We start from the raw sequence: 18,086 nt of genomic DNA, 5'->3' as shown, positions 1-18,086 counted from the left end.
GGTCCTCGCGAGCGAGCCGCCCGTGGTGCTTTTGGCCCCACGCAACGCCGGCACGGGAGCGCGCTGACGGATCTCGCCGCGCCACCCCTGCGTCTGCGCCGCGCACGCGATGAGAAGCGCCCGGCAAGCTTTGCCTAGCTTGCTGAATCTTCGAGCAAATTTCGTGCGTGATTTTTCAAAAGCAACGTCCTGCTAACGATGTTCGCTCAGAAAGACTTCATCTCGCAGAGGTAGAAGTACGGACCCAGGAAGGACGTTCGTGCGCCCCGATGCAGTTGGTCGATCAAAAGAGCCGCGGTAGTCGCGAAGAGCTCGAGCCGATACTTTACGCGGCGCTCATCGATTCCATGTGCCAGAACTTCTGGCCGATGTTCCTTGGCGGTGTCTGCGCCGCCATCGCCGCGGTCATGACCGCCCTCAAGACCGGCAATGAATTGCTGTGGCCGATTGCGTTCCTGATCGTCGGCATCGGAACGGTTCGCGCGTTCCAGATGCGCAAATACGAGCGGCGCACGTCGGTGCTGACCTATGACCAGGCCAAGGCGCTGGAGCCGCGTTATGCCTTCTGGGCACTGGCCTATGCCGCCTCTCTCGGCGCCTGGTGCTTCATCACCATCCTCGGCAGCAACGACCCGATCGCGCACATGCTCTGCGTTGCGGTGACCGTCGGCTATACCGGCGGCGGCGCGGCCCGCAATTACGGCCATCCGAAGATCATCCAGAACCACATCCTGCTGGCGTGCGGGCCGATGTCGCTGGCGCTGGTGATGCACGGCGGTGTCTACTATTACGGCCTCGCCGCGCTGCTCGGCCTGTTCTTCCTCAGCCTGAAGGGCATCAACCTCTCTGTGCACGCCATTTTCGTGCGCGCGCTGACGTCGAGCTTCCGCGAGGCCGCGCTGGCCGGCCAGTTCGACACCGCGCTCAACAACATGCCGCACGGGCTCTGCATGTTCCGCGACGACGGCCGGCTGGCCGTGATGAACCACCGCTTCAGCGAGATGATGCTGCTGCCCGACGATTTCATCCAGCGCGGCGCCAGCGCTACCGACATCATCGAGGCCTGCGTGCTCGCCGGGACGATCTCCGCGGCCAGCGGCAAGATGATCCTGGCGGAAATCCAGAATACCCAGACGCGCGACATGATCACCACGGATCCGGATCCGTCGCGCGACCGTTCGCTGGCCTGGACGTTCCAGCCGATGGCCGGCGGCGGCGCCGTCGTGCTGCTGGAAGACATCACCGAGCGGCGCATTGCGGAAGCGCGCATCAGCCATCTGGCGCGCTACGACGAGCTCACCGCGCTCCCGAACCGGCTCAATTTCCGCGACGAGATCGGCCGCCTGCTCGCCGCCCAGCAGGGCGCCGATCAGTTGTCGGCGCTGTTGTTCGTCGACCTCGACCAGTTCAAGCAGGTCAATGACACGCTGGGTCATCCCTGCGGCGACCAGTTGCTGTGCGCGGTCGCCGACCGCCTGCGCGAAATGCTGCGGCCGGAGGATTTCGTCGCCCGCTTCGGTGGCGACGAATTCGTGGTGTTTCAGCAGAACATCCATTCGGCCGAGGATGCCGCCGGGCTTGCCCGCCGCATCGTGGACCGTCTCAGCGAGCGCTACAAGATCGACAATCACCTGGTGGAGATCGGCGCCAGCGTCGGCATTGCCATGACCGCGCGCGGGGTTTCGGCCGACACGCTGCTCAAGAACGCCGACATGGCGCTGTACCGCGCCAAGGCCGACGGCCGCGGCACCTACTGCTTCTTCCGCGACGAGATGGCCCAGACCGTCGAGGCGCGCCGCATCCTCGAGCTCGATCTGCGCAAGGCGCTGGCCAACGAGGAATTCGAGTTGTTCTACCAGCCGCTGGTCAATCTCAAGTCCGGCAAGATCGCCACCTGCGAGGCGCTGCTGCGCTGGAATCATCCGGCGCGCGGCACGGTCTCGCCGATCGACATCATTCCGGTCGCCGAGGACATGGGCCTGATCGTCGATCTCGGCCGCTGGATCCTGCGCAAGGCGTGCATGGAATGCATGAAGTGGCCGGAAGCCGTCAGCGTCGCGGTGAATTTCTCGCCACAGCAGTTCCACCAGCGCGACGTGCTGGGCGAAGTTCGCTACGCGCTCGAAGTCTCGGGCCTGCCGGCCGAGCGGCTGGAAATCGAGATCACCGAATCCTCGCTCTTGCGCAACACCCAGCTCACCCACGACGTGCTGTCGCAACTGCACGCGCTGGGGGTGCGCATCTCGCTGGACGATTTCGGCACCGGCTATTCGAGCCTCTCCTATCTGCATAACTTCCCGCTACAGAAGGTGAAGATCGACCGCTCCTTCCTCGAAGGCATCGACACCGACCGGCCGCTGACGCTGCTGCGCGGCGTGGCGCGGCTGTCGGCCGACCTCGGCATGACCGTTGCGGTCGAGGGGATCGAGACCAACGAGCAACTCGAGCTGATCAGTGCCGACGGCACCGTCACCGAGGCGCAGGGCTACCTGTTCAGCCGCCCGGTCCCGGCGGTGCGGATGCGCCAGCTCCTCAATGCCTCCCACGGCCGCCGGGTGCCGGAAGACACGCTGCACGTGGTGTCCTCGCGGTCGATCGCCTGAGGTCCGCCGGATCGGAATCCGGCTTGTCCATCCCGGCACCGAGCTATCCGGGTTTCTACGGAGCGGTTGGCTTAAGGTTAACGTCGTGATCTCTTTGCCATTTCGTTAAAGAGCTGTTAACAATTGGATCGCTCGCAGAAGTTGTTTGTAGTTCAGGAGTAGTGCATGCGTTCCCCCGTCCACCTGCCGTCCGCCGCGTTTGGACGGGGCTCGGACCTGCTGGGACAAGTCGACTACCGCCTGGCCGAGACGGCCGAGGAGCAGGAGGAAATCTTCAGACTCCGCTACCGGGCCTACCTGCGGGAAGGCGCGATCCTCGAATCCCCGGCCCAGCGCAACACCGACCAATATGACGGCCTGCCGAACTCGTGGACGTTCGGCGTCTATTTTCACGGCGAGCTGTACAGCTCGGTTCGTATCTCCGTGCTCAACTCGGTCTGGCGGCAATCCTGCTCCACCGAGATCTTCGGCGAACTGCTTCACCCCAGGCTCGATCGCGGCGAGGTCATCATCGATCCCTCGCGCTTCGTGGCCGACCCGGACAAGGCGAGGCGCTTTCCGGAGCTGCCCTATCTGACGCTGCGCCTGGCCTACATGGCCTGCGAATATTTCAACGCCGACCTCGGGCTTGCGATCGTGCGCGCCGAGCACCAGGCGTTCTATCGCCGCGTGTTCCTGCACGAGACCATCGCCGCGCCGCGCATGCTGCCGGGGCTGCTCAAGCCGGTCGGGCTGATGGCGGCGGATTTCCCGGCGCTGAAGGAAAAGGTATTCGAGCGCTATCCGATGATGCGGTCGACCGCCTTCGAGCGCCGCATGCTGTTCGCCCATGACGGCGACCGGCGCCCGTCGGCCAGTATCGTGCTTCGCCCGCACGACAACGCCTCGATCGTCCCGCAACAATCCTGAGCGATTGAAAGCTTCCAGCTAAATCGCATGGCTGGCCGGGACTTCGGCGAGGCCGCCGCGCCCGCCCACCACCTGCCAACGCCGGTCGCGCCGATCGGTCACTGCGCCGGGCCGTCGCTTTTTGCGCCTTTGTTACAACCAGCGACAACATCGCCGACGACCGCGGGTGCAAAACCTGCGAGACTGGGGTCAGGCGGACGACCCGAGCGGAGGCTCTGATGCTCACCATTCCCGAATTGACAGCGCGCGCGCTGGGATCGTTCCTGGCGGAGGAGACCAAGGGCAGGTTTGGCGCGACGCGCACGCCCTTGACCGAGCTTCTGCCCTTCGCCGCGCGGCTGACGCTGGAATGCATCGGCAACAGCGATGCGCTCTATCACAACATCGAGCATTCGATGCTGGTGACCCTGGTCGGGCATGACATCCTGATGGGGCGCACGTTGCAGCGTACGACGACGGAGAAGGATTACGCCAACTTCATCCTCGCCTGCCTCGCGCACGACATCGGCTATGTCCGCGGCGTGGTCCAGGGCGACGGAGACGGCGCCTATGTTGCCGACGTCAGCGGCCGCAAGATCGAATTGCCGGTCGGCTCTTCCGATGCCGCGCTTGCGCCCTATCATGTCGACCGCTCGAAGCTGTTCGTGATCGAGCGCTTCGACGCCGTCGAGGAAGTCGATGCGCAGCGCATTGCGCGGGCGATCGAATACACCCGCTTTCCCTACGCCACGGCGCCGGGCAACGATCCCGACGATCTCAATGAGGAGGAGGGCCTGCTGCTGCGCGCCGCCGATCTGATCGGCCAGCTTGGCGATCCCAACTACATGAGAAAGTCCAACGCCCTGTTCCACGAATTCGAGGAGATCGGATTGAACAAGACGCTCGGCTACCGGACGCCGGCCGATATCGTCTACAAGTTTCCGCAATTCTACTGGACCAACGTCGCGCCGCAGATCCAGCTTGCGATCGGCTATCTCAATGTGACGTCCAGCGGCCGCCAGTGGATCGCGAATCTGCACGGCAATGTCTTTCGCGCTGAGCGCGAAGTGAATCTTGCCGGGCCGCAAAGGTAGCAAAAATCACCGCCGCCGCGCTGTGGCGCGGCTGCAACGTCATGATTGTTCCGTCGCCCGGAATGGAATTTTAGACTCCACAACGTTGTCCCTCCCGCTCTAGAAGGGTCGGACCGGGGCAGGGGCATTTCATCTCGCAACCATTTCGCATCACCCGGGAAGGCCGCTGGCAATCGTCAGCGGCCTTTTTTGTTTTGATGGCCCGCCTCACATGAACGGCTTGCCGCCGGTGACCGCGACCGTGGTGCCGGAGGTGTAGCTCGACAGCGGATCGGCCAGCATGACATAGGCCGTTGCCAGCTCCGCCGGCTGGGCGGCCCGCTTCATCGGCACCTGCTTGCCGAAATTCTTCACGGAATCTTCCGGCAAGGTCGAGGGGATCAACGGCGTCCACACCGGCCCCGGTGCCACCGCGTTCACGCGGATGCCCTTTTCCGCCAGTAGCTGCGCCAACCCGTTGCTGAAATTCTGGATCGCGCCCTTGGTGGTGGCATAGGCGAGCAGGGTCGGGTTCGGCTGGTCCGAGTTGATCGATGCCGTGTTGATGATGGCACTGCCCGGCTTCATGTGCGGGATCGCCGCCTTGGCGAGATAGAACATCGCGTGGATGTTGACCGCGAAGGTGAGCTGCCATTCCTCGTCGCTGATATCGGCGATGTCCTTGAAGCTCGCCTGGTGCGCGGCGTTGTTGACGAGGATGTCGACGCCGCCGAGCGTCTCCACCGCGCGCTGGACGATGCCGCGGCAATGCGCAGGATCCTGCACATCGCCGGCCACCAGCAGTGCCTTGCGTCCTTCCTTCTCGATCAGCGTCTTCACCTCGTGGGCATCGTCGTGCTCGTTGAGATACGCGATCGCGACATCGGCGCCTTCGCGTGCATAGGCGATCGCCACCGCGCGGCCGATGCCGCTGTCGCCGCCCGTGATGATCGCCCTCATGCCCTTCAGCTTGCCCGACCCCTTGTAGCTGTTTTCGCCGTGGTCCGGACGCGGGTCCATCTTGCCGGTCGTGCCGGGCATCGGTTGCTTCGGACTGGGATAGGGCGGCTTGGGATAATGGATGTTCATGGCGAATGCTCCCGACGGTTTCGAAGACTTCAATGGCGGTGCGCGGCAAGGGTTCCTGCAATTGCAACAGCGCGCGTCGAAGCGGGCCGCCATCACAGGAACGATTTCGCCTTTGGCCTGTTGCTCGCATTCAACAGAGGAGGACGACCATGGTTACGGAAGCGAGGGAAACGGGCACGCTGATCGGCAGCGACAAGGTGGAAGGCACCGCCGTGTATGGCGCGGACGATCAGAAGATAGGATCGATCGAGCGCGTCATGATCGACAAGGTGTCGGGCAGGGTGTCGTATGCGGTGTTGAGCTTCGGCGGCTTTCTCGGCATTGGCGACGACCATTACCCGCTGCCCTGGCAATCGCTGAAGTACGACACGCGCGTCGGCGGCTATCGCACCGGCGTCACGGAAAGCCAGCTCAAGGGCGCGCCGAAATACGGCAACGACAATGCCTGGAACTGGAACGACCCGGCGCAGGCTCGCGCGGTAAACGACTATTACGGCGTCGCGATCTAGGTCGCGATAGCGAGGGCCCCGATTCGATCGGGGCCTTCTTTTATTTCGGCTGCGGCTCGGTCAAGCCGTGTGACGGTTCTTGCAAGCGGCCGGCGCGCTGTAGCTTGATCGCATTGCCCAGCGCGCGGGCGGCGTTGCGCACCTCCTCCTGGATAGCCTGATCCTCATCCAGCGCCTGATGCGAGGTGGCGTAGGGCTCCATATAGCCGATATAGCCGTCGGTCTCCGCGAGCCCGCCGGCGGAAATCAGATGCATGTCGGTCAGCCAGTCCGAAATCGAGCGCCGCAGCGTCTCCGCGCCGACACTGTCGCCATGGACGACAATCCCGAACAGGCGTCCGGCCAGATGGCGCGGGTAGGGCCAGCCCTTCAATTCCAGCGCCTTGGCCTCCGCCGCCTTCTTGCCATGGGTCGAGGTCGGATCGGGATTGCCGCCGTCGGCGCACACCAGGCGGTCCATCATGGCCTTCAGCGGTGTCGGGGCGTGATACCAGTTCACCGGCGTCACGATCAGGACCCCGTGCGCGGCGACCCACAGCGGATAGATCTCGTTCATCCAGTCGTCGGTCTGGCCGAGCGAATAGTTCGGATAGCAACTGCACGGCCAGTGGCAGAGCGGCTCCGCGGTCGAGACGCAGGATTTGCAGGGATGGATTTGCTTGCCGAATTCGGAGGCCATTCGCGACAGGTCGAGCAGGTCGACCGCAAATCCCGTTTCCAGCAGCACCTCTTCGGCAATCTTGACCAGCCGCCAGCTCTTCGACATCTCGCCGGGACAGGTGTGCTCGCTGCGCGCCGAGCCGTTGATGACGAGGATTCGCGCCGCGCTCCCGTCATCATGCCGGCGCTGCGCCTCGAGGATCGCCTCGCGCGCCGCCAGCCAATCGATCGCGATCTCGTAATCGGGATCGGCGAAGCCGGGTCCGGCCTTGCGCGTGATCGGTGCCTTGCGCGAATGGCTGTAGGCATCCCATGCCGCCGCGACGATCGCGTCGAGTTCGCGTTGCAGCGGCCGGAAAACCGGATCGATGTAACGGCTGCGGTAGCGCTTTTCGAATTCCTCGCGCGACAGCTTTACCGGCGGCATCCCCTTGCGAATATCAGGCGCCGCCATGGCTGCTCGTCTCCTTCCGTTGATGATGAAAATCAACCGGAGGCCACAACGACGGTTCCATTGCCGGTGCTGCGGCATCCGTGCTGGAACGGTCCGCCCCCGAACTCGTTTTGTTGGTATCGGCGGGCGGGCTGAAAAAGGAACAACGGCCATGACGACCCGGCGAAACCTGCGGCATCGCGCCGAGCCGCGGACGCGGCAGACGACCTTCCGCCGGCGCCTCGTTCTCGAGGACACCGACGACGGACTTGACGAGTGGATGGTGGCCTGTCCGGCCGGAGAGGCTCCGCAACCTGCGAGTTAGGACTTCCTCTTCTTTTTCTTCGGCACCTTCGCGCCCTTCTTGCGCGCTTCGGAGAGGCCGATGGCGATCGCCTGCTTGCGGCTCTTCACCTTCTTGCCCGAGCGGCCGCTGCGAAGCGTGCCGGCCTTGCGCTTCTTCATTGCGCGCTTGACCTTCTTGGCGGCGCCTTTCGAGTACTTCCGCTTCTTCGCTTTCTTCGCCATGTCGTGCTCCGGATCTGGCTTCGTGCCGCGCTTGAGCGCAGGCCGTGACTGGAACTCGTCATCCCGCAAAAAGGTTGCAATCGGGATCGATTTCGAACGAGGGCCCGCGATGAACGAAGCAATGACCCGCTGCATCGAGACCTGTCTTGGCTGCTACAAGACATGCCTCGCCACCGCGATGAACCACTGCCTTGAGACGGGCGGAAAGCATACCGAGCCCGCCCACTTTCGCCTGATGATGGCGTGTGCGGAAATCTGCCGGACGTCGGCGCATTTCATGCTGATCAACTCGCCGCATCACAAGCACATCTGCGCCGAATGTGCGGAGATCTGTGCGGAATGCGCCAGGGACTGCCGGAGGATCGGCGGAATGGATGAATGCGTCGCCGCATGCGAGGCCTGCGCGGAATCATGCCGGAAGATGGCGGCGTAGTCGGAATTCTTTCGAGGCGCGAACGATCAGCTCTCGTTGCGGCGATAGCGCTCGCGCGTAACTTCCTCTCCAGCCCGGGTCGCGGCCCTGTTGCGGTAGTGATATTGCAGCGTGCCATAGATCAGCGCCGCGAGCAGAATGAACGCTCCGATGAAATAGACGACTTCCATGTCGCTCTCCCATATCGCGCCGGCGGGATAGAACTTGCAGAACACCATGGCCGCCAGCAGGGCGATCAGCAGCCACGGCAATTGCTTTTCCCTCGCGCGCATCCCGACTAACGCCTCGCAGTTGGGGCTGTTCCTCGAGGCCGGAGGTCGTGGACCGCTGATGACGCCAAACGGCCCCGGCACGGGATAGGGGGCGCGCCGAGGCCGCCAACCTTGGAGGTTGTACTCCCGGTTGCGGTTTTGGGGGGCTTCGAGCCGGGAGCGGGATTCTACGCCGCTGGCGCCGCGATGGTTCCTAAGCTGCCGAGCGCTACGCCGCGCGGCGTTTGCGCGTGCGCGCGGATCGCGAACGCGCCGCCGCCGGGCGCTTTGCCGCCGCCCGCGCCAGCGTTCCTGTTCACGCAGTCTCCATTTTCAAGGCAGGAACGGTTGTCGGTAGCCCTGAATTGTCATTGGCCATCGAACAGGAGACCATCATGAAATCTGCCTTGATCGGCGCGGCATCGCTGGCGATCGCAGCCATGGCCACGCCCGCCGCCGCCCAGCCCGTGGTCAGCAATCCCGGCTGGTGCGCCCAGTTCTATCCCGACGCCAATTGCCAGAACCTCGGTCCGAACAGTCCCTATACCGGTGATTACCAGGCCCGCCGGGGCTGGGGCACGTACGGCAGCTACGCACAGATGGGCCCGCGGATCTATCGCAAGCATTCCCGGCACCACCGCCACTACCGGTAAGGCAGCGCTGCCTCCCCCCAAAGGGCGGCCGATAGGCCGCCTCGTCACTTCGCCTGCGCGGGTCCGCTCTCCGCGTCTGCGGATGCATTGCCGCCGTTGAGGCGTTCCTGGAGTTCCGCCTTGGCGGCGAGATAGAACTCCTCGTCTCTGCCGCCCGGTTCGCCCGCTTGCTGCCAAAGCTCGTAGGCGCGGCGTATCACATCCATTTCTTTCGGCTTCTGCATTTCCCTGTCCTTGGGAGCACGGTCCCACCCTTGGGGGTTGGGGGCTTGAGGCGGAACCGTGCTGGGCCAGTGTTTTTGGTGGGGGGCTGGCCCATCGATTCAAGTCCGCTTGGATGCGCTGGTTCCTGCCTGAACAAGTTCCTTGAGGGGCCTCGCCGAGCAGAGGGACGGAACGAACCGTTGACGGCAACCGTTGGCGCGGCATGCCGGAGTTCGACCGCGACGAAGTCCTTGTCTGCATGGTGATCGCATTCTGCATTGCCGCAGCTTCCCGTCACCACGATTTACCGTGTGATCGGATGACGGCCGGAGGCGTGTCTTGGGGGTATGGTCTTGGGAAGATTTTTCCTCTTCATCATCGCGATCAGCATTCTGCTCGTGCTGGGCACCGCCGTGCTCGTGACGTACTTCTGAGACTTTTGCGCGGTGCGGGTGCGCTGACATTATCTTGGCTGTTCCCGGCGCATGCGCCCATCAGCCATTCCTCATGCGGGCAGCTTCGCCGCCAAAGGCGGAACCTGAACCGTTGTCCATGATTGATCCTGCGCGGGCAGCCAATGAGGAATGAAACATGATGAAGACGGCACTGATTTTTGTTGCGGCCGGCCTTTCGCTGGCGGCGAACGTTGCAAGCGCGCAAGATACCCGCGTCGGTGTGGGCGTCGGCCCCGTGGGCGCCGGCGTGACGGTCGGCCAAAGCCCCCGCACCGAGCGGCGCACCACCGTGATCAAGGAACGCGAGCCGCGTAACGAAACCACGGTGATCCGCAAGGAACGCCGCGAGCCCCGCGACAAGGTCATCATCCACGAGCGCGACTGACACCGGCGTTGACGGCGCTGACTGCATGGCCTCGCGCCCTCCCGGCGCGGGGCCGGGCGCAGCCGCGCGCCGGAACAGGCATGACTTCCAGATGTGCCGGTCATCGCTCTATTTGTGCAGGGGCAATTGGAAGTGGCCGGCGCAGGGGCCGCCGGGCATATTAAGTGGGCCGGCGGCCCCACTTCTAATACCAACGGTGCGGAACAAAGCGGCGGGCATTGCCGTTTTTTCATCATGAGCAGATTTGATCACTATCGTCCGAAATTCGACGTCGCCTTGATCATGCTGGTAATCGCCGCGATCTCGGTCGCGGGCCTGTTCATGATCGAGATCGAAAACCCGCGCCTGTCGCACTTTCCGCAAGCCCCGTCGCCCGAAACCAGCGCCGCGGCCGAAGAAGCCGGCGCGCGCGTGACGCCGTCCCATCCTGATGAAATCAGGTCGGACCAGCCCCGCCGGCCGAATGTCGTCGACAAACGGACGGCGGAATAGGCAAGCGTCATGAAGCAGCTTATCGCAGCCGCCGCGGTCATTCTCATGTGCGGCCCCGCCTTCGCCGACAATACCGGCCCCGCGCCGCAGACCGGAATGGATCATCCCGAAGTGACAAAGGGCGCCCGGGAAAGCGGAGCGATGGACACTACCGGCGTGAACACCCGCGACAGCAAGCAGGACATGTCCAGGAAAGACATGTCGAAGGGGGCACCGAAAAGAGGTGACGTGAAGAAATAGCCGCGTCGCGCTGAGGAGGAGCCACGGCTGGTGCTTAAGCGCTGCGTCCCGACGAGGCAACTCCGGTGACTCTGCTGAAGCCGCCACAGAGAATGTCCCCTCGGCACTCCTTCACATCACGTCGAAAGGCGAGACAAGGCCTCGTCCAGCGCATCGACGTCGCTTTGCAACGACTTTTCCAGGGTCTCTACCCTGAAGCCCTGAGCGGCGTGGATGCGATAGTTTTGCAGAAGCCTGTTCCGGTGTTCGCGCATGCTCTCCAGCGCGGCCCGGTCTTTCAGTCGAACGTAGTGGCCGGCAATGACCTTGATTGCTTCACTCACGAAAAATCCCCTGAACTATAAACGAAATAAACGGACGCAACGATGTAATCAAAGATCGACCGCTCGTGCAAACGCTCGACAAGGACAGGTCGCGCGGTAACGTTGACGAGTTAGCTTAACGGCCGCCGGTGGTTGCAAGGACTAGTCCCGCAACATTACCGACCGTTTGTTTCGCTTCACCGTTCGGTCAAACATGTTTGCCGCATACGCACATCATTGTGAGACGGCAAAACTCGATGGCCACGTAACACGGCCGCCCTTCTCGCGCGTAAAGCTTCCAGATGGAGCGCTGCGCCAGCCGAAAATCGGCAAGGGAAGGAAATGACGGCATGATGAAGGCATCTTTCAACGTCGCCGAAAGCGGCGGCGGCTCCTATCGCCTGCTGGCGATCCTTCGCTGGGTCATGGTCGTCATCTTCGTGTCGTTCGGCATACAGAAATTCACGTTGCACTCTGCGCAGGGCATCGCCCCCTTCATCAGCAACAGTCCGTTTATTTCGTGGTTGTCGCTGTTCGGGCTGAGGGGAGAAGCGTATTTCCTCGGTGTTACCGAGTTTGTCATTGCGGCTCTGCTTGCGGCGGGTGCTTTCAGCCCGCTTCTGTCGGCCGTCGGTTCGCTGATGGGCGTGATCACCTTTGCGATCACGTGGTCGTTCTTCTTCACAACGCCGGGTGTCGTCACGTGGAGTCTTTCGGCGGACCCAATCGCATGGAACCTGACCGGCGAGTTTCTGTTCAAGGATATCGTCCTGCTGTGCGTCTGTGTGGTGTTGTTCCTCGCCTCCCTGCCGCGGTCTCTGGTAAAATTACGAATGCCGAGCACCTCCGCTGACATCGCATCGTCGGGCGAAGCAGCTCGATGAGGACAGAACTAGCTGCCGCGGTAACCGCGTTCCTGAAGCACCCAGGTGTTGCCGTCCGGGTCGGAGAAATCGGCGAAGCTGGCATAGTCCCGGCGTGCGGGATCAAGCCCCGCTGCGAAACCTCCGTCCCAGGCCTCAATGGGTATCTTGTGCCTGATCTCGCTGACCTCGACCCCGCGCCCGAGCAGGCGCCGCCGCGCGTCCGCGAGGTTGCTGACGACGAGATAGATGTTGCGAAGCGATCCCGCGGGCGCGTCCGTCAGTCCGCGCCCGATCTGTATCGAGCAACCGGAGCCCGGCGGGGTAAGCTGCACGACGCGAAACGCATCGTTCGGCGCATAGTCGACGTCGAGGGTAAAGCCGGCACGGTCGACATAGAACCGCAGCGCCCGCTCGACGTCGCTCACCGGCACCGTGACCACCTCGACCGAGAATTTGGCGGCTGTCGCACCTGTCGTGTTCATCGTGTCTCGCCTCACGTTCATAGATCGATGACGACGTCGCCAACCGGTTGTGAGCAGCAGACGAGAAGGTTGCCGTCCGCGGGTTTGTCGAGGGGCTGCGGTTCATAGGCGACCGCGCCCGACACCAGGCCGCTTTCGCAGTTGTGACAAACACCGGTCCGGCACGACCAGCGCACCGGCACGTCGCATGCCTCCGCCAGCTCCAGAATGCTTTGGTAGGCCGACGCCTTCCAGTGCACGGCGATGCCGCTTCGGGCGAACGATACCAGCGGACCGGTCTTCGCATCGTCCTCCGGCAGATGTGGAGCGCGTGTCGCTGCGCCGACAACGCCGGGGGTGAGCGGTTCGCTGCCGTTGAAGATCTCAGCATGGATTTGCGCTGGTGCCACGCCGATGGCCGCAAGCGTTTCTTTCATCTCTGCCATGAAGGGGGAGGGACCGCAGAGATAGATGTCCGCTTCTCGGGGGATTCCGATCTGGTCGAGCACCGACCGCGACAGGTGACCGCTGGCGTCGAAATCGTCGCCCATTTTGTCGTGCGGTCCCGGCCTGCTGTAGCAAACGTAGCTGCGGCTGTGAGCAAGTGCGGACATCAGGCGGCGGACTTCGGTGGAAAACGGATGATGCTGCCGGTCGCGCGCCGCGTGCAGCCATAGGACCTGCTGTGGCGAGCGGCCCGCCGCCAGCGCGTACAGCATGGCCAGCACAGGCGTCGCTCCGATGCCGGCGCTGAGCAACACCACGGGGCGGTGTCCGGATTGCAGGACAAAACTTCCTCGCGGCGAGCTGACGTCGAGAGCATCTCCGACCCGGACATGCTCCTTCAGCCAGTTGCCAGCCGCTCCATTCGGTTCGATCTTCACGCTGATCCGATAGCGTTCCGTCGAAGCGGGACCGGAGAGCGAGTAGCTGCGATAGAGCGGATGACCGCTGCCGGTCGCAAGGCGCAACACGACGTACTGACCCGGCAGGGCAGGCAGTAGCGGCTGGTTGTCGGGATGCCGCATCGATATCGAAAGGACGTCCGCGGACTCCTGATCGATCGCCGCCACCGTGAGCGGCTGAAATCCCGGCGCCGCCGGATGCGCTGCTGCCGCCGGCGAGAGGCCGGCGTTGCCGGTCCCCGCGGTCGCCGGGCCCTGCAATATCGCCTCGAACGACGCCCGCCATCCGGGCGACAGCGCCTCGATCCGCAAGGCCCGCTGCAATCGATCGCGCGCATGATCGGGCGAATAGAGCAGGGCGTTGATCTCCGCGACGGTCATCCGCTCGCCCGCCTCGCCCACCTTCACGATGTCGTCGCCGGCGCCGACCTCGCCCTCCCGGAGCACCCGGAAGTAAAATCCCGGACGTCCGCTGGATGTCAGCAATGCCGGCATGCGCGGCTCGTTCATCCGAATGCCGACGCGATAGCAGGTGACGCGAGGCGCAGAGACCTCGAACAGGGCGCTGCCGATCTGAAAACGGTCGCCGATGCAGACGGCATCGTCAGGCAATCCTTCGATTGTGAAATTTTCGCCGAATTGTCCGTGGACCAAGCCGGTTCGCTTGAGCTGCTGCTGCCAGTAGCGATACGACTCGATCTGGTAGACAAAGACCGCGCGCTGCTCACCCCCGTGGCCGGCCAGATCGCCCTGACCGTCGCCCTCCAGATTCAACCGGCCGGCCCGGCAACGGCCAGCAACGGGATTTTTCCAGATCCCGGTGTGTACAATGCGGCCCTTCCACTCGACATCGCGCGGAAGTCCGACGTTCACCGAGAGTAGTCGAGCCATATCCGCTCCACAGTAATGTGATGGGCGCAAGTCCCGCTAGCCGGCAGCCGCCGCTGGCCCGCCGGCGGCGGCTTGCTCGTGGGCGATCTCGGCGACGTCGAGATTGCGATCGGGGCCGTGCGGCACCACCGTCTGGCCCGGCTCAAGGCGAAGCTGCGCGCCGTCGAGAAATACCGAGACGATATCCGGTTCGAACGACACCAGGTTGGAGATGCCGCGGACCTCGGGATAGGCGTCGGGATAAAACCAGGCCGCCTGACGCGCGTCATCGATCGAGTAGTAGCTGCAAAGTCCCTTGTAGGGGCAGAACGTCTGAAGCTTTACCGGTGTGAGGGCCGACTCGTCGATGTCGCCGCGTGGAACGTACCAGCGCGGCGCAAAGCCGGACTCGTAGAGCACCAGGGGGCGCTTCGTGTCGGCGATGATCCGCTTCTGATACTGGACCACGAGGTTGCGGGAGGTCCGGCGAATGTCGATGCGGTGGTAGGGGTCGGCGGCGTGGCCGAGGATTCGTTCATCCTCTTCGTAGAAGGCATCCATGGCTCGCCAGGCGAACGCGACGCGTGCCCGCAGTTCGCCCGCATAAGCGGGCAGGTCCGTATGCTGCCATGCGCCCCGCGGCGCAATGTGCTGCGCGTCCGCCCGGACGCTGTACCAGGACGTGAGCCCGAGATCGGGATGTTGGGTCGTTTGCTCGATCCGTTCCAGGACGTCAGGAGAAACGTCGGCCTCCGGAAAATAGGCGACTGGATAGCGGCCCGGCTCGAACAGCAGCAGAGCCTGCTCGCTGTCGGCGATCCACCTTCCGCCGAAGCGCACACGCATGCGCCGGCGCAACCGCTCGACATACAACAGTCTCTCGGGGAGCGGTTGGGGCACGAGGAACCGGCCGAATGCTGCGGTCGAGAGCGGACCTTGTTGCCAGGAAAGTCCCATGCGGTCCTCACGAGTGTGTTGCTGATCTGGCGTATATGGAGTCCGGATGGATTCCATCCGCTTATTCGTTACTCGGGATGACTTCGTTACACGGGCGTGCGAATTTCTTCGCAGCCTTCAGGGTCGAAGTACCCTCAACGTCACCGTTCGGGCTTGCACCATCCTGCTGTTTTTTTGCAAAACGCGCAGTTCCGCCGACGACAACGGTGCGCCAATCGGGCTATCGGCTCACGATCGAAGGAGGAACGGCAGCTCGTCGCCTCACCAGTAGAAATATTCGCGGGCGATCGGAACGCCGCCGGGTCCGCCTGCCGTCAAGCCTTGTTCCACCGATGGCGGCAGCAGCGCGCGTTCGGGCGGAAATCCGACGACGGTGTTGAAATCATTTATCATGTGGGCCTGATCGGAAAAGCCGCACCTGTAGGCAATATCGGCCCAGGCCGCTCCCTGCGCCCGCTCGACCAGCACCTTTTCGATTCTCACACAGCGCGCGAATTGCTTCGGCGTTACCCCAAACGCGCCGCGAAACCTGCGCAACAGATGCCGCTCGCTCACGTCCAGGTCCGCGGCAAGCCGGTGAACGCGTATCGAAGGGTTGTTCCGCAAACAGGCTGCGGCGCGGTAAATCATGGGATCGGCTTCGCACTCACACATCTGGGCGCACAAGAACTGTGCCACTGCCGCCACTCGCGCGGAGCTGGTCGGCGCCTCCGCGACGGTCTCTTCAAGAAGTCCGACTTCGTGACCGTCGAAAACATCGCCGAGGTCGACTTTGGTATCTGAAAAATATCGCAACGGCTCGGCGAAGAAGCGTGCGCTGGCTTCCGGCTTGAACCGCACGATAATTGCGCCGAGCGGACCGGGAGGGCGTATCGTGGCAACGCCGGTATCGAGCCTTGTTACGATGCTGTGGTATCGCCTGTGCTGAAGGTTCGTGTCGAGGTATCTGCGCGACGAGCGCATGGATTCCCGGTACTGAACGATCAGGCAAGGTGTCGTGCTGGGCAGCACCTTGATCGCAAGCGATCGGGCCATATCCGCATCGGGGACATCCCAATCCAGGATCTCCTCAACGAAGCCGGTGAGCATCGGAAAGTCCTGACAGATGTTGACCGGCCGGCACAGACGAATGGCGGCGGCGCTTCCGTTCTCTCCAGCCGAGATCAGCAGTGACATCTTGTCCGTCCTGTTTGTCCGTCCTGTTTGCAATGCCGATAGCAGACGATCCAGCCGTAGCCCGGCTATCGTCTGGCGCCGTTGGCGTTTCGACGTGGGCTTCGATCCGCGGCCGTCAAGGGTGCGCTCCCATAGCTGTGACCGTGAGTGTGCGAGGTCGATGACGCTTGCCTCGTGAAGACCCGACAACGTGATCGTCGAACTATTCGAACTCCCATGAAGGCTGCCGTCGGCACGACGCCGGGCGCTGCCCTTTCTATATCGTTGGCGAGTTGCGAATTTCCTGAACGCACGACAATCGCTCGTTTTCGCGTGATCGCAGTAACAGTCGTGTGCTCGACGCGCTGAAGCGAAAGTCCTGTCCGATTTCTCCAATCCATTTCCTTGCCGATCTTTAATCTTCACCCAGGCAATCGGCGATGCCTTGCGTTGCAGGTCTTTCAGTTTGGGTGATCAACCAATGCGTGAACGCGCAAAAAAGCTCAGTAGGCACGTAACAACATCGGATGCTTCTCTCTCCGAACCGGGTGATTCCGGAGATGAAGCGAGCCCTCCGGGACTTCGGATCGTCTCTGTGCCGGACCTTACCGAAGACGCCCTCAGGCGGTCCGGCATCAAACGCAGCATGCGGGTGCTCGATCTCCAGTGCGGAACGGGCGAGGCGTCTCTCCTGATCGCCAGGCTGACCGGGTATTGCGGCCTGGTTGTCGGTGTCGACCGATCGGCGGAAGCCGTCGACGCAGCCGAAAGGCGCGCAACACTAGCCGGCTGTTGTTACTGGACGCGGTTTGTCACCGCCGATCCCACCGCCTTCGTCCCCCATGGGCGATTCGATGCCGCCGTTGTTCGGTTGCCGCTTTTGCGTCAGGTCAAACGCGTCACCTTCCTGCGGCTCTCAGATTGCGTCCGTCCTGGAGGGATATTGCTCGTGTTGGGCAAGCCGGCGGGAGATGTCGATTCCATCCTCCATCGATTCGGCTCGCGATTGTCGTGACCGGCGATCGGAGAGATGTGGAGCGCTGAAACGTTTGTGGCCTGGCGCGGATTGCCGAATGTTTGACCGGAGAAAAATGATGCAAAAGACCATTGCGATGGCGAGCAGGAAGAGCATTGCCCTGGTCGCCCACGACAACAAGAAGGAAGAGCTTGTCGAGTGGGCGCGGTCCAATTCCAAATTGCTGGCCGGGCATTCGCTCTATTCCACGAGAACGACAGGCAGGCTTCTCCAGAGCCGGCTCGGGCTGAAGGTGACGTTGCTGGAGAGCGGTCCTCTGGGAGGCGACCAGCAGATTGGATCACGAATCACGGAAGGCGAGATCAATTTCGTGATCTTCTTTTCGGATCCTCTGCGATCACATCCGCACGATGCCGATGTGAAAGCGCTGCTCCGCATCGTCGTGGTCTGGAACGTGCCGGTCGCATGCAATCGCGCTTCCGCCGACTTCATTATCTCGTCGCCACTGATGTCGTCGGACTACGAACGCCTCGTGCCCGCTTGCGCGAGACGCGGCGCGCGTCCGTCCGTCGGCGCGCGTTCCAGGCCTTCACCAGAATGTGTTGTTGAAAATCGGAGGCAAAGACACGACCTGAGGCCGCACCAGTTGGCAGAAAACGAGGAGTTCGCGTGAGCGACATCGAAGAGCAGTCTGCGGG

The 18,086-nt window shown here is 63.0% G+C and carries 22 protein-coding genes and 1 pseudogene; 13 read left to right on the top strand and 10 right to left on the bottom strand.

Annotated features, from left to right (window positions below; translation table 11 throughout):
* Positions 1-269: 269 nt before the first annotated feature.
* The 3 genes from JQ628_RS14425 (at position 270) to JQ628_RS14415 (ending at position 4,585) form a co-directional block, all read left to right on the top strand.
* On the top strand, positions 270-2,603 hold the full coding sequence (locus JQ628_RS14425; RefSeq protein WP_212223250.1) for a putative bifunctional diguanylate cyclase/phosphodiesterase: 2,334 nt from the start codon (positions 270-272) through the stop codon (positions 2,601-2,603).
* 165 nt (positions 2,604-2,768) lie between these two features.
* On the top strand, positions 2,769-3,512 hold the full coding sequence (locus tag JQ628_RS14420) for an N-acyl amino acid synthase FeeM domain-containing protein (RefSeq protein WP_212223249.1): 744 nt from the start codon (positions 2,769-2,771) through the stop codon (positions 3,510-3,512).
* Between the two features lie 218 nt (positions 3,513-3,730).
* Positions 3,731-4,585 (top strand): metal-dependent phosphohydrolase, encoded by an 855-nt coding sequence (locus JQ628_RS14415; RefSeq protein ID WP_212223248.1) that lies wholly within the window; start codon positions 3,731-3,733, stop codon positions 4,583-4,585.
* A 207-nt stretch (positions 4,586-4,792) separates the two neighbouring features.
* Here the strand turns inward: JQ628_RS14415 and JQ628_RS14410 are convergent, their stop codons facing one another.
* Complete coding sequence (locus JQ628_RS14410) at positions 4,793-5,653, bottom strand: SDR family oxidoreductase (RefSeq protein WP_212223247.1); 861 nt, start codon at positions 5,651-5,653, stop codon at positions 4,793-4,795.
* 149 nt (positions 5,654-5,802) lie between these two features.
* Here JQ628_RS14410 and JQ628_RS14405 point away from each other — a divergent pair, with 149 nt between their 5' ends.
* Positions 5,803-6,162: a PRC-barrel domain-containing protein gene (locus JQ628_RS14405; protein WP_212223246.1), complete on the top strand. Its 360-nt coding sequence runs from the start codon at positions 5,803-5,805 to the stop codon at positions 6,160-6,162.
* A 40-nt stretch (positions 6,163-6,202) separates the two neighbouring features.
* Here the strand turns inward: JQ628_RS14405 and JQ628_RS14400 are convergent, their stop codons facing one another.
* A complete protein-coding gene (locus JQ628_RS14400) occupies positions 6,203-7,276 on the bottom strand; it encodes a flavodoxin family protein (RefSeq protein ID WP_212223245.1) in 1,074 nt (357 codons plus the stop codon).
* Between the two features lie 151 nt (positions 7,277-7,427).
* Between JQ628_RS14400 and JQ628_RS14395 the strand changes: the two genes are divergently transcribed.
* The gene (locus tag JQ628_RS14395; protein WP_212223244.1) at positions 7,428-7,580 is read left to right on the top strand and encodes a hypothetical protein; all 153 of its coding nucleotides are present in this window, start codon (positions 7,428-7,430) and stop codon (positions 7,578-7,580) included.
* On the opposite strand, the pseudogene JQ628_RS14390 reads toward JQ628_RS14395, so the two are convergent.
* Positions 7,580-7,783: pseudogene (locus JQ628_RS14390) on the bottom strand (DUF6496 domain-containing protein); the annotation flags it as partial. The gene JQ628_RS14395 and the pseudogene JQ628_RS14390 sit on opposite strands and share 1 nt — an antisense overlap.
* 121 nt (positions 7,784-7,904) lie before the next feature.
* On the opposite strand from JQ628_RS14390, the gene JQ628_RS14385 reads away from it, so the two are divergent.
* Positions 7,905-8,216 (top strand): four-helix bundle copper-binding protein, encoded by a 312-nt coding sequence (locus tag JQ628_RS14385; protein WP_212223469.1) that lies wholly within the window; start codon positions 7,905-7,907, stop codon positions 8,214-8,216.
* A 26-nt stretch (positions 8,217-8,242) separates the two neighbouring features.
* Here JQ628_RS14385 and JQ628_RS14380 read toward each other — a convergent pair whose 3' ends face one another.
* Positions 8,243-8,488 (bottom strand): hypothetical protein, encoded by a 246-nt coding sequence (locus JQ628_RS14380; RefSeq protein ID WP_212223242.1) that lies wholly within the window; start codon positions 8,486-8,488, stop codon positions 8,243-8,245.
* A 230-nt stretch (positions 8,489-8,718) separates the two neighbouring features.
* Here JQ628_RS14380 and JQ628_RS14375 point away from each other — a divergent pair, with 230 nt between their 5' ends.
* Entirely contained in the window at positions 8,719-9,120 is a 402-nt protein-coding gene (locus JQ628_RS14375) for a hypothetical protein (RefSeq protein ID WP_212223241.1), read from the top strand.
* A gap of 44 nt (positions 9,121-9,164) precedes the next feature.
* Here JQ628_RS14375 and JQ628_RS14370 read toward each other — a convergent pair whose 3' ends face one another.
* Entirely contained in the window at positions 9,165-9,344 is a 180-nt protein-coding gene (locus tag JQ628_RS14370) for a DUF2934 domain-containing protein (RefSeq protein WP_212223240.1), read from the bottom strand.
* A gap of 571 nt (positions 9,345-9,915) precedes the next feature.
* On the opposite strand from JQ628_RS14370, the gene JQ628_RS14365 reads away from it, so the two are divergent.
* From JQ628_RS14365 to JQ628_RS14355, 3 genes are all read left to right on the top strand, one after another.
* Entirely contained in the window at positions 9,916-10,164 is a 249-nt protein-coding gene (locus JQ628_RS14365; protein WP_212223239.1) for a hypothetical protein, read from the top strand.
* Positions 10,165-10,257: 93 nt separating this feature from the next.
* Entirely contained in the window at positions 10,258-10,656 is a 399-nt protein-coding gene (locus tag JQ628_RS14360) for a hypothetical protein (protein WP_212223238.1), read from the top strand.
* Positions 10,657-10,665: 9 nt separating this feature from the next.
* Positions 10,666-10,896, top strand: coding sequence for a hypothetical protein (locus JQ628_RS14355; protein ID WP_212223237.1), 231 nt, complete (start codon positions 10,666-10,668; stop codon positions 10,894-10,896).
* Between the two features lie 116 nt (positions 10,897-11,012).
* Here the strand turns inward: JQ628_RS14355 and JQ628_RS14350 are convergent, their stop codons facing one another.
* The gene (locus JQ628_RS14350; protein ID WP_212223236.1) at positions 11,013-11,219 is read right to left on the bottom strand and encodes a hypothetical protein; all 207 of its coding nucleotides are present in this window, start codon (positions 11,217-11,219) and stop codon (positions 11,013-11,015) included.
* Positions 11,220-11,551: 332 nt separating this feature from the next.
* Here JQ628_RS14350 and JQ628_RS14345 point away from each other — a divergent pair, with 332 nt between their 5' ends.
* Complete coding sequence (locus JQ628_RS14345; protein WP_212223468.1) at positions 11,552-12,082, top strand: YkgB family protein; 531 nt, start codon at positions 11,552-11,554, stop codon at positions 12,080-12,082.
* Between the two features lie 8 nt (positions 12,083-12,090).
* On the opposite strand, the gene JQ628_RS14340 is transcribed toward JQ628_RS14345, so the two are convergent.
* The 4 genes from JQ628_RS14340 to JQ628_RS14325 all read right to left on the bottom strand — a co-directional run bounded on the left by JQ628_RS14340 (position 12,091) and on the right by JQ628_RS14325 (position 16,433).
* Positions 12,091-12,546, bottom strand: coding sequence for a VOC family protein (locus JQ628_RS14340; RefSeq protein WP_212223235.1), 456 nt, complete (start codon positions 12,544-12,546; stop codon positions 12,091-12,093).
* Between the two features lie 17 nt (positions 12,547-12,563).
* Positions 12,564-14,321 carry an MOSC and FAD-binding oxidoreductase domain-containing protein gene (locus JQ628_RS14335; RefSeq protein WP_212223234.1) on the bottom strand — a complete coding sequence of 586 codons (1,758 nt, stop codon included), beginning with the start codon at positions 14,319-14,321 and terminating at the stop codon, positions 12,564-12,566.
* Between the two features lie 36 nt (positions 14,322-14,357).
* Positions 14,358-15,257 carry a DUF427 domain-containing protein gene (locus JQ628_RS14330; protein ID WP_212223233.1) on the bottom strand — a complete coding sequence of 300 codons (900 nt, stop codon included), beginning with the start codon at positions 15,255-15,257 and terminating at the stop codon, positions 14,358-14,360.
* Positions 15,258-15,518: 261 nt separating this feature from the next.
* Positions 15,519-16,433, bottom strand: a complete 915-nt coding sequence (locus JQ628_RS14325; RefSeq protein ID WP_212223232.1) for a helix-turn-helix domain-containing protein — start codon at positions 16,431-16,433, stop codon at positions 15,519-15,521.
* Between the two features lie 574 nt (positions 16,434-17,007).
* Between JQ628_RS14325 and JQ628_RS14320 the strand changes: the two genes are divergently transcribed.
* Positions 17,008-17,427 (top strand): SAM-dependent methyltransferase, encoded by a 420-nt coding sequence (locus JQ628_RS14320; protein WP_212223231.1) that lies wholly within the window; start codon positions 17,008-17,010, stop codon positions 17,425-17,427.
* Between the two features lie 79 nt (positions 17,428-17,506).
* Positions 17,507-18,061: a methylglyoxal synthase gene (locus tag JQ628_RS14315; protein ID WP_433996133.1), complete on the top strand. Its 555-nt coding sequence runs from the start codon at positions 17,507-17,509 to the stop codon at positions 18,059-18,061.
* Positions 18,062-18,086 lie beyond the last annotated feature (25 nt).

The sequence above is a fragment of the Bradyrhizobium lablabi genome, from assembly GCF_018129385.1.
GTDB classification, from domain to species: Bacteria; Pseudomonadota; Alphaproteobacteria; order Rhizobiales; family Xanthobacteraceae; genus Bradyrhizobium; species Bradyrhizobium lablabi_C.
Note: the sequence above shows the minus strand (reverse complement) of the source record. Positions and strands in the feature narration are given on the sequence as shown.